General features: G+C 70.6%; 10 protein-coding genes. 4 read left to right on the top strand and 6 right to left on the bottom strand.

The window, feature by feature from the left end:
- Positions 1-213: 213 nt before the first annotated feature.
- Positions 214-1443 (bottom strand): acyl-CoA dehydrogenase family protein, encoded by a 1230-nt coding sequence (locus ABZ656_RS51810; RefSeq protein WP_360278892.1) that lies wholly within the window; start codon positions 1441-1443, stop codon positions 214-216.
- A gap of 76 nt (positions 1444-1519) precedes the next feature.
- Here ABZ656_RS51810 and ABZ656_RS51805 point away from each other — a divergent pair, with 76 nt between their 5' ends.
- On the top strand, positions 1520-2686 hold the full coding sequence (locus ABZ656_RS51805; RefSeq protein ID WP_360278889.1) for a CaiB/BaiF CoA-transferase family protein: 1167 nt from the start codon (positions 1520-1522) through the stop codon (positions 2684-2686).
- Here the strand turns inward: ABZ656_RS51805 and ABZ656_RS51800 are convergent.
- The 4 genes from ABZ656_RS51800 to ABZ656_RS51785 all read right to left on the bottom strand — a co-directional run bounded on the left by ABZ656_RS51800 (position 2661) and on the right by ABZ656_RS51785 (position 6602).
- The gene (locus ABZ656_RS51800; protein ID WP_054232974.1) at positions 2661-3233 is read right to left on the bottom strand and encodes a TetR/AcrR family transcriptional regulator; all 573 of its coding nucleotides are present in this window, start codon (positions 3231-3233) and stop codon (positions 2661-2663) included. The two genes, ABZ656_RS51805 and ABZ656_RS51800, sit on opposite strands and share 26 nt — an antisense overlap.
- Positions 3234-3276: 43 nt before the next feature.
- Positions 3277-4053 (bottom strand): SDR family oxidoreductase, encoded by a 777-nt coding sequence (locus ABZ656_RS51795; RefSeq protein ID WP_218978392.1) that lies wholly within the window; start codon positions 4051-4053, stop codon positions 3277-3279.
- A gap of 136 nt (positions 4054-4189) precedes the next feature.
- Positions 4190-4993, bottom strand: a complete 804-nt coding sequence (locus ABZ656_RS51790) for a GntR family transcriptional regulator (RefSeq protein ID WP_101407346.1) — start codon at positions 4991-4993, stop codon at positions 4190-4192.
- Positions 4994-5027: 34 nt separating this feature from the next.
- Positions 5028-6602: an AMP-binding protein gene (locus tag ABZ656_RS51785; protein WP_360278884.1), complete on the bottom strand. Its 1575-nt coding sequence runs from the start codon at positions 6600-6602 to the stop codon at positions 5028-5030.
- A 93-nt stretch (positions 6603-6695) separates the two neighbouring features.
- Here ABZ656_RS51785 and ABZ656_RS51780 point away from each other — a divergent pair, with 93 nt between their 5' ends.
- From ABZ656_RS51780 to ABZ656_RS51770, 3 genes are read left to right on the top strand one after another with little or no spacing between them, the layout of a single operon-like run.
- The gene (locus tag ABZ656_RS51780) at positions 6696-7874 is read left to right on the top strand and encodes a CoA transferase (RefSeq protein WP_360278881.1); all 1179 of its coding nucleotides are present in this window, start codon (positions 6696-6698) and stop codon (positions 7872-7874) included.
- Positions 7875-7894: 20 nt separating this feature from the next.
- On the top strand, positions 7895-8788 hold the full coding sequence (locus ABZ656_RS51775) for a CoA ester lyase (protein WP_101407344.1): 894 nt from the start codon (positions 7895-7897) through the stop codon (positions 8786-8788).
- Positions 8785-10056, top strand: coding sequence for an acetyl-CoA hydrolase/transferase C-terminal domain-containing protein (locus ABZ656_RS51770; RefSeq protein ID WP_360278878.1), 1272 nt, complete (start codon positions 8785-8787; stop codon positions 10054-10056). Before ABZ656_RS51775 ends, ABZ656_RS51770 begins: the two co-directional genes overlap by 4 nt.
- Positions 10057-10094: 38 nt before the next feature.
- On the opposite strand, the gene ABZ656_RS51765 is transcribed toward ABZ656_RS51770, so the two are convergent.
- A complete protein-coding gene (locus tag ABZ656_RS51765) occupies positions 10095-11825 on the bottom strand; it encodes a class I adenylate-forming enzyme family protein (RefSeq protein WP_360278875.1) in 1731 nt (576 codons plus the stop codon).
- Positions 11826-11974 lie beyond the last annotated feature (149 nt).

Genomic DNA, 11974 nt, shown 5'->3' with positions numbered 1-11974 from the left:
CCTGTGCCCGGCACGCCGAGAGCACGCACCTGACGCCGCAGGGCCCGCCCTCCGGGCGGACGACGGGAATTTGACGACAGGACCTAGGGCCTGTCCGGCGGATCATGTCGGAGACGCGGGGTCTGGCACGCTCATCTGCGGCGTTGTCGTCGGTTGCCGACGCTCCGCGTCGACGCACTCCTCCGCCTTGCAGCTGGACGCACCAGACCCCGCTCACCTGCGCTTATGGGGCGCCGCTACTTCCCTCCGACCTGATCCGCCGGACAGGCCCTGGTTCTGAACCCTGAGGGTGCCCCGGTCGCTCTCCCGCAGAGCGCGACCGATGATCAGGCGCTGGATCTGGTTGGTGCCCTCGAAGATCTGCATGACCTTGGCCTCCCGCATATAGCGCTCGACCGGGAAGTCGCGGGTGTAGCCGGCGCCGCCCAGGACCTGGACGGCGTCCGTCGTGACCTTCATGGCGTTGTCCGTGGCGATCAGCTTGGCGATGGACGCTTCGCAGGCGAACGGGAGCCCCTGGTCCTTGAGCCGGGCGGCGGCGAGCGTGGTGGCGCGGGAGGCCTGGACCGCCGCGGCCATGTCCGCGAGGACGAAGGCCAGCCCCTGGTGTTCGATGATCGGGCGGCCGAAGGTCTCCCGTTCGCGCGAGTAGCGCAGCGCGTGGTCCAGCGCTCCCTGGGCCAGGCCCGTGGCGACGGCCGCGATGCCGAGTCGTCCGCAGTCCAGTCCGGCGAAGGCGATCTTGAGTCCCTGGCCCTCCTCGCCGATGCGTCGATCGGCCGGGACGCGCACGTCCTCCAGACGGATGGTCGCGGTGGCCGACCCGGTCAGACCCATCTTGTGCTCGGGCGGATCGGCTATCAGGCCGGGGGTGTCGGCCGGGACGAGGAAGCAGGAGATCGCTCCCGAGCCCGCGTCGGACGTGCGCGCCATGATCGTGTAGAAGTCCGCGTGCCCACCGTGCGTGGTCCACGCCTTGGCGCCGTTCAGGACGTAGTGGTCGCCGTCCCTGACGGCCCGGGTGCGCATCGCGGCGGGGTCGGAACCGGCGTGCGCCTCGGACAGGCAGTAGGCGCCGAGCAGCTCGCCGCTGAGCATGTCGGGCAGCCACTCCTTCCTCTGCTCCTCGGTGCCGAAGGAGGCGAGGGCGAAGCAGGACAACGCGTGCACCGAGACGCCGACCCCGACGCTGGCCCACACGGCGGCGATCTCCTCGAGGACCTGGAGGTAGACCTCGTAGGGCTGGTCCCCACCGCCGTACTCCTCGGCGTAGGGCAGGCTCAGCAGGCCCGCCCGGCCGAGGGTGCGGAAGACCTCGCGGGGGAACTTCTCCTCGGCCTCCGCCTCGGCGACGCGAGGCGCGAGCTCCTTCTCGGCGAGCTCACGGGTCAGGCCGATCAGGTCGACGGCTTCCGGGGCGGGAAGCGTACGGGTAGCTGGCATGGGATTTCCTCGGTCGCTCTGGAAACTAATGATACGGCGAGCGATACAACAGTATCGTTTTTGGTACCGTGATGCCATGCAGTGCAGCGATGGATCCGGGGGCCCCCTCGTCGGTCTACGCGTCCTCGAGCTCGCGGGACTCGGGCCGGCTCCGCACGCGGCGATGGTGCTGGCCGATCTCGGCGCCGACGTGGTATGCGTCGAGCGGCCCTCCGGCCGGGCGCTGCGGCTCGGCCCGGAAGGCGCCACCGACATCGTGCGGCGCGGCCGCAGGTCGGTCTTCGCCGATCTCAAGGAGTCCGAGGGGCGTGCGCTGGTGCGGGCGCTGGCCGCCCGGGCCGACGTGCTGATCGAGGGCCTGCGGCCGGGCGTCGCCGAGCGCCTCGGCGTCGGCCCCGAGGACTGCGGCAGGGAGAACCCGGGACTCGTCTACGCACGCGTCACGGGCTGGGGCCAGGACGGCCCGCTCGCTCAGGATCCCGGGCACGACCTGAACTACATCGGTCTCACCGGGCTGCTCCACGCGATGGGCCGTGCCGGTGATCCGCCGCCCCCGCCACTCAACCTGGTGGGAGATTTCGGGGGTGGGTCCATGCTCCTGGTCATCGGCGTCCTGGCCGCGCTCTGGGAGCGCTCCCGTTCCGGGGCCGGGCAGGTCGTGGACTCCGCCATGCTCGACGGGACCGCCCTGCTGGGCCAGATGACGTACGCGCTGCGCGGCATGGGCGAGTGGTCGGACGAACGGAGCGCCAACCTCCTCGACGGGGCCGCCCCCTTCTACGACACCTACGAGTGCGGCGACGGCAAGTACGTGGCCGTCGCCGCACTCGAACCGCAGTTCTTCGCGGCGCTCCTGGAGGGACTGGGCATCGCCGGGGCCCAACTGCCCGCCCAGGGTGACCGCGGCGGCTGGCCCACGCTGCGGGCCCGGTTCGCGCAGCGCTTCGCCTCCCGCACGCGCGACGAGTGGACCGCGCACTTCGCCGGCACGGACGCGTGCGTCACCCCCGTGCTGACGTTCGCGGAGGCGGGAGCGCACCCGCATGTGGTGGCCCGTAGCACCCTCGTCGAGGTCGACGGCATCCTCCAGGCCGCACCGGCCCCGCGCTTCTCGCGTACTCCCAACCGGCGGCCCTCGGCCCCGGGTGCGCCGGGCGCGGACACCGAGTCGGTGCTGTGGGACTGGGGTGTCGACGCCCCGGCCGCCACCGCCGCGGTCAGGGCGAGACCGCGTGCACGATGAGCGACGCCAACTCGGCGTACGCCTCCGCGTCGGTCAGCCCCGTGCGCGCGGACACCTCGCCGCGCTGGATCTCCTGCATGGTGGCGGCGACGACCTCGCCCACGAAGGCCGCGTGGACGTCACGGAACGCGCCTGCGGCGACGCCGTCCGCGATCAGCTGCCTGATCCGGCCCGCGGCCAGGCGGGTGTTGGCCTCGTACACCTCGCGGGCCGGTTCGAATCCGGCCATGTCGTCGAGGAATCGCCGGGACAGCGGCCTCAACTGCTGGGCGACCGCGTTCAGGTAGACCACCACGCGCTCCGCGGGCGCGGAGGTGTCCGCCACCTGCTTCTCGATGGCCTCGGCCGCACTCCGGAAGTAGTGCTTCACGGCCTCACGGACCAACTCCTGCTTGCTGCCCGCAAGTTGGTACAACGTCGTCTTCGAGCAGCGCAGCCGCTCGGTCAGCTCGTCGAGCGTGAACGAGGCGAAACCTTCCGCCGCCAGCAGGGCGACCAGCCGTTCTAGCAGGTCGGTCTGGCGCGCTGTGCGACGTGTGGACGGCATGACCTCAGCGTAGCCGTTCCCCTTCACCCGGCAGGAGGTGCTGTCAGCGGGCGGTCCAGCCGCCGTCCACGACGACCGTCTGTCCGGTGACATAGCTTCCGGCGTCGCCGACGAGCCACAGGACCGCGCCGACGATGTCGTCGGCGGTCCCCTCCTTGGGCAGCGGGGTGTTGCGGCGCAGGTATTCGGCGGCGCGCTCACCCTCGTAGAGCGGGCCGGTGATCTCGCTGCGGAAGAAGCCGGGGGCGACCGTGTTCACCCGGATCGAATGCCGCGCCCACTGCACGGCGAGCTCGGCGGTCAGGCCGGACAGGCCGGCCTTGCTCGCCGCGTACGAGGCCTGCGGGATGCCGGGGATGCCGACCCGGCCGCTGATGGACGAGACGTTGACGATCGCGCCGCGGCCGAGGGTGCGCATGTGAGGGAAGACGGCCTGCGCGAGGAGCAGCGGGGCCAGCAGGTTGAGGTCCATGGTGCGGCGGACGGCGTCGAGCGGTTCGGACTCGGCGCGCTCGGTCGTGAACATGTTCCCGGCGGCGTTGACGAGGATCTCCGGCGGTCCCAGTCTCTCGACGACCGTGGGCACCACGGAGCCGATCCGGTCGAGGTCGGACAGGTCGCAGGGGACGGCGAGGCCGTCGATCCCCTGGGCGAGCTCGGCCAGCCGGCCGTGACGGCGGGCCACCACGGCGACCCGGGCGCCGAGCGAGGCGAGTGCGCGAGCCACCGACGCTCCCAGACCCGACGAGGCGCCGGTCACGACCGCCACCCGGCCGTCGAGGCCGAACATCCGTGCGGCGACATCGGGGTCGGACGCCACGCGGGTCTCCCTTCGACGGCAGGGCGTGTCGGGGGCGGCTCCGCCGCTGACCGCGGAACCGGCCCGGCACGCATCGTATGCCGGGCGCTCAATCCTTACAAGGATTATGACTTTACCGGCTCCATGGCACCCGGCATCAGCCGCGGCGGAACCGCATGCGGCTACGGGCGGATGCGGCGTCGATGACCCGGTTCTTGAGCGTGCGGCACACCCAGCGCTGGGTCGCCGTGAGGTGCTCCTCGGCGATCCGCGCGGCCTCGTCGGCGTCACCCCGCTCGATGCTCGTCACGAGACGTTCGTGCGCCCGCTGCGCTAGGGCACGGTCGGCGCGCGAGGGGTAGTCGCCCCGCGAGACCTGGAGGTCCGCCCAGGCCTCCTCCTGGACCGACCAGAGGGACGTGAGGCTCTTCACGACGACGCGCAGGGTCGCGTTGGGGTCGAACCCGACGACGACGTCGTGGAACTCGCGAGAGGCCCGGGTGAACGCCGCACCGTCATCGATGCAGTCCTCGCTCGCGGCGAGCAACTCCCGCAGCCGCGGCACCACCGCGCGCTCGCGGTCCGCTCGCTGCGCACAGTGAGCCGCGCACAGCGGTTCGAGGGTGGCGAGGGCGGCGCCGAGGTCGGGAACCCCGACCTGCATGGCCTGGAGCGTCAGACCGAGGGCGTAGCCGGCGGTCCCGATGTCGGGAGCGTGCACCGTGGCGCCGCCGCGGTTGCCACGGCGCACGGTGATGAAGCCCTCCGTCTCCAGGATCCGCAGCGCCTCGCGCACCGAGGGGTAGCTGACACCGAACTCCGCGACGAGCTCGTCCTGTTTGGGGAGCGTGGAGCCGTCGCCGATGCCGCCCGCGAGGATCCGGTCGCGCAGCGCGGCGGCCACCAGCTCCGCCATGCGCATCTGCCCGATCTTGGTGTGCTCGGACCCTGTACGTTCCATGATTGCAAGGCTAGCAGCGATACGCGGGGGGACTTCAGGCTGTTCCGGGGTGCCCTCGCTGGTCCACGAGCTCGGCCAGCCGGGTGCGTTGCACCTTGCCCATCGCGTTCAACGGCAGGGCGTCGACCTGGGACCAGATCTCCGGAACCTTGTACGGGGAGAGCTCGCGCCGGCAGTGCGCGATGAGCGCCTCGACGTCGAGCGGGGGACCGGCACTCCGGACCACCGCGGCCACCCTCTGCCCGAGTCGGTCGTCCGGCACCGCGCACACGGCGACCGCGGCGACGTCCGGGTGCGTCGCGATGACCCGTTCCACCTCCAGCGGGTAGACGTTCGCGCCGCCCCGGATGATGACGAGCTTCTTGCGGTCCAGCACCGTCAGCCACCCCTCGCCGTCGACGGTGCCGATGTCACCGGTGGGGACGGGGCCGGGCTCCGGTCGCCGGACGCCGCCGTGCTCCCAGAACCCGAGCATCGGCCGCCACATGTCGGCCCACGGCCCGACGGTGGTCCCGCCCAGCCGCAACTCGCCCAGCTCCCCGGCCGGCAGGCGTCGCCCCTCGTCGTCGTACGCCGCGACGTCGTAGTGCGGCAGCACCCGCCCGCTCGTGCCCGGGCGCCACTCGCCGCCCGGCGGGTCGATGGACACGACGGTCGGTGCCTCGGTCAGGCCGTAGGTGACTCGGGGGACCAGCCCGTGCGCCTCGGCGAACGCCCGGCGCAACGCGTCCGGTGTGTCACTGCCCCCGCTCCACACCTCCTGGAGCGGGCCGAGGTCGAGGCGCGGGCGCGCGGCGAGGTCGTGGAGCTGGGCGGGGGCGCCGTTCCACACCGTGACGCGCCGCGCGGAGATCCAGTCGGCGACCCCGTCGACGTCACGCCGGGCCATGACCACGGAGCATCCCCCGGCCTGTGCGGTGAGCAGGGTCGACAGCGCCATGAGGTTGAGGATCGTCAGCGGGAAGCTGTCGCCCTTGCGCAGCTCGGGGCCCCAGCCGCGGGTGGCGACCAGGGCCGCGCCGGGCAGGAGCAGGCTGCGCTGGCTGTGCACGACCGCCTTGGGGCGTCCCGACGTACCGCTGGTGAACGCGATGCCGGCCGGGGCGTCGAGAGCCTGCTCGACCCGGGGAGCCGGTTCGGCGCTCGCCACGAGCCCGGACCATCGATCGGGGTCGACACAGTCGGGCGAGCTCAGTCGGCAGCGCGGTCCGGCCAGGACGACCGTCGGCTCGCAGAGCTCGTACAACTCCCGCTGCTCGCCTGCCGCGAGCGCTTCACCGATTCCCGCCCAGACGGCTCCGATCCGCTGCGCGCCGTGGAAGGCCGCGACGATGTCGAGGTCGTTGGGGAGACAGGCGGCGACGCGGTCGCCGGGGCGTACGCCGAGCGACCACAGCGCGCCGGCCGCGCGTCGGGCCCGGTCGTCGAGTTCGGCGTACGACCAGGCGCCGGAGGCGGCCTCGATCGCCGTCGCGTGCGGGCGGGCGGTGAGCGAGGCGTCCAGTACCCCGGCGATGCTCCCCGGGACGGCCCTTCCCTGACCGGACGTCAGGCCCCGGGAACCCTCATGTGCGTACTGCGGTGTGCCACCGGCATCGGTACGACTCATGCCATCTTATTATCACTATCCTTGTAAAGATTCATCCTATAGGCTCGGGCCGGATGCCAGGTCCGCCCCCGCTGACGGAGGAGTGGTCGATACGTGAAGGCAGGCGCGCCGTGGATCGGCCCGAGGACACATACCGGCCCGCTGTCGGGAGTGCGTGTGGTCGATCTGACGGCGATGGTCATGGGCCCCTACTGCACCCAGATCATGGCCGACATGGGGGCGGACGTGATCAAGATCGAGCCCCCCGACGGCGACAACACCCGCTACATATCGGTCGGGCCGGAACCGGGAATGGCGGGCGTCTTCGTCAATGTGAACCGCGGGAAGCGCAGCGTGGTGCTGGATCTGCGTTCCGGCGACGGCAAGGACGCGTTGCGCGAACTCATCAGGAACGGCGATGTGTTCATCCATTCGATGCGCGCGAAGGCGATCGCCAGGCTCGGATTCGGTTACGAGGAAGTGGCCGCCGTCAATCCGTCGGTGATCTACACCAACTGCTACGGATACGGCCGCCGCGGCCCCGACGCTGATCTCACCGCCTATGACGACACCATCCAGGCGGAGTGCGGTCTGCCGTTCGCGCAGGAGCAGTTGACCGGGCAGGCCAGCTATGTCGGCACCATCATGGCGGACAAGGTGGCCGGAATGACCGCCCTGTACGCCACCATGATGGCGCTGTTCCACCGCGAGCGGACCGGTGAGGGCCAGGAGGTGGAAGTCGGCATGTTCGAAACGATGGCCGCGTTCATGCTGGTCGAGCACGCCAACGGCGCGATGTTCAGCCCTCCCTTGGGCTCCGCGGCGTACCCCCGCGCGGTGACACCCAACCGGAAGCCCTACCGGACCGAGGACGGCCACATCTCCGCGCTGGTCTACAACGACAAGCAGTGGTCGGCCTTCGTGAGCGCCGTGAAGCCGACGTGGGCGGGGGAGCACTTCGCCACCCTCGAACAGCGCGCACGTCAGATCGACACCGTATACGCCCTGTTGGGGGAGACCTTCCTGGAGCGTACGACGCAGGACTGGCTCGACCTGCTCAGGTCCCTCGACATTCCCGCCGCGCCGGTCCGCACCCTCGACGAGCTGTTCGACAATCCGCATCTGAACGAAGCGGGTTTCTTCGAGACGGTGGACAGTCCGAACGGCCCCGTCCGTTTTCCCGGCATGCCGGCCTGGTTCTCACGAACTCCAGGTCGTGTCGCCGGTCCTGCCCCTCGGCTCGGCGCCCACACCGAGGAGATCATGGCCGACCTGGGCAGGGCAGACACCTGAGTGAGGGAGTCGGAGAAGCAGTGACCAATACCGCGGAACCCTTCAGCGCACGCTCCTGGCTGTTCGCCCCCGGCGACAGCGAACGGAAGATGGAAAAGGCGGCCGCCGGTCCGGCGGACATCGTGCTCCTCGACCTGGAGGACGCGGTGACCGAGGAGGGAAAGCCCAAGTCCCGAGCGATGATCTCCTCCTTCCTGGCGGACCGGTCGCCCGGGGAGAGAGGCCGGCTTTGGGTGCGGATCAATCCCCTGGACGGCCCGCACGCGTTGGCGGACCTGGCGGCGGTGATCCCCGCGGGGCCCGGCGGCATCATGCTTCCCAAGGCGCGCGGCCGTGCGGATGTGGATGTTCTGGACCACTATCTGTCCGCGCTGGAGGTCTCCGCCGGGAGGGAGCAGGGGTCGACGAAGGTGATCGTCCTGGTGACCGAGACGGCCGAGGGCATGTTCACCACCGGCACCTACCAGGGCGCGCCGAGGATGGTCGCCATGACCTGGGGGGCGGAGGACCTCGCCGATTCCGTGGGCGCCGGCGAGAACCGCAACCCCGACGGAAGCTACGGATTCACCTACGAGTTGGCCAGAAGCCTGTGTCTCCTGGGAGCGGCCGCCGCCGGTGTGGCCCCCATCGAGACCATCCAGGGCGACTTCCGTGATGTGGAGGGACTGCGCGAGCGGGCCGAGAAGGTGCGCCGTGACGGCTACCGGGGCATGCTGGCGATTCACCCCGCCCAGGTCGATGTGATCAACGCAGCCTTCACCCCCACAGAACGGGAGCTGGCCGCGGCCCAGGAGATCGTCGATCTCTTCGCCGCCCGTCCCGGTGTCGGCGCCATCGGCCACCGGGGCGCCATGCTCGACCGGCCCCACCTCGCCCGCGCACAGGCGCTGCTGGCTTCAGGGGGACGGGCGTGAAGGTCGTGTCCGACGTCGGTGGCCTGGACCTGAGTGAGTTCCTGCGCCCCGGTGACCACATCGTCATGGGCCAGGCCTGCGGTGAACCGACCACGTTGGTCGAGGCGTTGATCGAGCAGAGCCCCGGCATCGAAGGTCTCTCGGCCTTCATAGCGACCAGCTTCTCCGGACGTTTCACCCCGGCGGCGGTGAACGGGTTCTCCCTGGCCAGCATGGGGGCGATCGGCGCGTTGCGCTCCCTGACCAAGGAACACAGGCTCAGCGTGATCCCCTGCCATGTCAGCCAGATCGCTCCGATGATCGAGGCCGGGACCATCGGCTGCGACGTCGCTTTCGTGCAGGTCAGTCCCGCCGACGCGAACGGAGACCACAGCTTCGGCCTCATCAGCGACCATGTGCGGGCCGCGGTCACGAAGGCGCGCGTCGTCATGGCGGAAGTGAACGAACAGGTGCCCTTCACCCACGGGGAACTGCTGCCCGCGGCGGATATCGATGTCGCCGTACATGTCTCCCGCCTGCCGGTGGAGGTGCCACCAGGGAGGATCGGTGCGACGGAGGAGGCTATGGCGCGACACGCCGCCGCCTATGTCGAGGACGGCTCGGTCATCCAGACCGGGGTCGGCGCCGTCCCGGACGCCCTCCTTCGACTGCTGCACGACCGCAAGGACCTCGGAGTGCACTCCGGCATGCTGGGGGACGGCCTGGTCGAACTGGTGGAGGCGGGAGTCGTCACCAACGCACGCAAACGCATCGACCGCGGGGTCTCGGTCAACGGCGCCCTGATCGGCACGAAGCGCCTCTACGAATTCGCCCACCGCAATCCGCGGATCCGCATGTGCGCCACCTCTTACACCCACGATGCCGCCGTGCTTGCTCGGTTGGACCGACTGGTCACCATCAACTCGGCCATGGAGGTCGATCTGACCGGCCAGGTGAACGCCGAACAGAGCGGTCCGGCCTACCTCGGCGGCACCGGCGGGCAGGTGGACTTCGTTCGTGCCGGCGCCCGCTCGCCCGGGGGGCACGCCATCATCGCGCTGCCCGCCACCGCCAAGGACGGCACGGTCAGCAGGATCACCGCCGACCTGTCGGGACCGGTCACCACCGCCCGTAGCGACGTGGATGTGATCGTCACCGAATTCGGCGCGGCCGAGCTCAGGGGACAGACCCTGGCCGAGCGCACCCGGCGTCTGATCGCCGTCGCCCACCCCGATTTCCAGGAAGAGCTGGCGCGGGCGGCCCACACCGTCCAGCGGCGGGGCTTCTGACGCGAGGGCCGTGCCGTGAAGAGGGCCGTGCCGTACGGCTACCCGCGCAGCCGCGTGGCCGGCTGTCCGCGCAGCCGATCGGCGGCCAGTTCGCGAAGATCGCTTGACTTGATCTTCGCGCTGCCCGTGAGCGTGATCTCCTCGTCGCGGAAGAAGAGCACATGGCGCGGCACTTTGTAGCTCGCCAGGCGTTCCCGCAGGAACGCGAGGATCACCCCGGGTTCGAGGCCCGCGCCCTCGTGGGGGACGACGCAGGCGGTGACGACCTCGCCGAGTGTCTCGTGCGCGACGCCCACGGTGCGGGCCACCTTGACGCCGGGACAGTCGTAGAGTGCCTCGTCGACCTCGAGCGGTGAGACGTTCGCGCCGCCCGTCTTGATGATGTCGGTGAGCCTGCCCTCCCAGAAGAGCCGGCCGCTCTCGTCGAGATGTCCGCCGTCGCCGGTGGGGAAGAAGCCCTCGGCGTCGAGCGTCTCGTCGAGCGGGATGCCGAGGTAACCCAGCATCAGGGTGGGGCTCTTGACGCATATCTCACCGCGCTCGCCACGCTCGACGACGGCGCCCGTGAGAGGATCGATGATTTTGACCGCCACACCCGGCAGCGGCTCGCCACTGCTGCCCGCGGTCACTTCCGGCGGGGTGTCGGCCGGGAAGCACGTCGTGATCGTGAAGGTCTCCGTGTTGCCGTAGGCGTTTCCCGGTTCGTGCCACCGGCCCGACACCGTGGGGTGCTGGGCGATCGGGGTCCTGAAATCCGCGAACCGTACGCTGCTCAGGTCCACCTGGCTCCAGTTGGGCGCGCTTTCGAGCTGGGCCCACTGGTGCGGCCAGGCGAGGGGGAAGTTCACCCGCTCCGCCTGCAGGAGATCGAGCGCCTCGGCGGCGGCGAAGGTCGACTGCAGCACCAGGGACCCGCCGCTGGCGAAGGTCGTACCGAGGCCCATGGCGAAGTTCCCCGACCAGAAGAAGCCGTTGGCCGTCCAGCAGCGGATGTCGTCCTTGGGGGCGAACCCGTACATGCGCCGGAAACGCCACAGCTGGATGGCGACACCGCGATGCGCGCTCAGGATTCCCTTCGGCCTGCTCGTCGAGCCCGAGGAGAAGAAGAGCACGGCCGCGTCGCTCGGCCGCACCGCCGCGGCCGTCGCCTCGACCAGCTCGCGCGACTCCTGGTGCCCGCGCGCCAGGAAGGCTTCCCAGGTGTCGATGGCGTCGTCCGGCAGGGCTTCCCCGACCATGGCGAGCCGGCGCAGGAACGGGAACTTCGCCGACCGCAGTGTGCCGGACGGCGCCTTTCCGATCTCCGGCTCCAACTCGGTGAGAACGGCGGCCTGATCCTTCTTCAGCACCCGTCGCTCGAACAACAACACGGAAACGCAGGACACTTGGAGCAGGTGCTCCAGCTCGGGCGGTGTCGAGAACGTGCTGAGCGGGACGGCCACCCCGCCCGCCAGCGAGGTGCCGAACACCGCCGCGATCCATTCGGCACGGTTGGTCATCAGGACGCCCACACGGCTGTCCTTGCCCACGCCGCACGCCCGCAGGGAGCGCGCCACCTCGAGGACGCGCTCCCAGAGCTCGGCGTACGTCCAGCGAGTGGTGCCCTCCGCCGTACGCATGACCAGCGCCTCGCGCTCGCCGTACAGCGCCGTCACCTCGCGCAGGAAGCCGGGCAACGTGAGCCGCCCGAGTCCCGGTTCGGCGCTCAACGGCGGCCCCGACACGATCGAAAGGGTCCGTACGGATTCGGCGTTCGTCTCAGCGCCCATCGCTCACCGCCCCATGGCTCCTCGTCGGGCTAGGTCCTGTCGTCAAATTCCCGCCGTCCGCCCGGAGGGCGGGCCCTGCGGCGTCAGGTGCGTGCTCTCGGCGTGCCGGGCACAGGCCCTCGTACTGGACGTACTTGGGTCTGTGCCTG

The organism is Streptomyces sp. NPDC007095, assembly GCF_040634475.1.
Classification (GTDB): Bacteria; Actinomycetota; Actinomycetes; order Streptomycetales; family Streptomycetaceae; genus Streptomyces.
The sequence above is the reverse complement of the archived record's forward strand: the minus strand, read 5'-3'. Positions and strand labels throughout refer to the sequence as shown.

Coding starts and splice junctions, on each gene's coding strand:
- ABZ656_RS51810 (WP_360278892.1), bottom strand. CDS start 1,443: ATGCCAGCTACCCGTACGCTTCCCGCCCCGGAAGCCGTCGACCTGATC.
- ABZ656_RS51765 (WP_360278875.1), bottom strand. CDS start 11,825: ATGGGCGCTGAGACGAACGCCGAATCCGTACGGACCCTTTCGATCGTG.
- ABZ656_RS51785 (WP_360278884.1), bottom strand. CDS start 6,602: ATGAGTCGTACCGATGCCGGTGGCACACCGCAGTACGCACATGAGGGT.
- ABZ656_RS51805 (WP_360278889.1), top strand. CDS start 1,520: ATGCAGTGCAGCGATGGATCCGGGGGCCCCCTCGTCGGTCTACGCGTC.
- ABZ656_RS51800 (WP_054232974.1), bottom strand. CDS start 3,233: ATGCCGTCCACACGTCGCACAGCGCGCCAGACCGACCTGCTAGAACGG.
- ABZ656_RS51790 (WP_101407346.1), bottom strand. CDS start 4,993: ATGGAACGTACAGGGTCCGAGCACACCAAGATCGGGCAGATGCGCATG.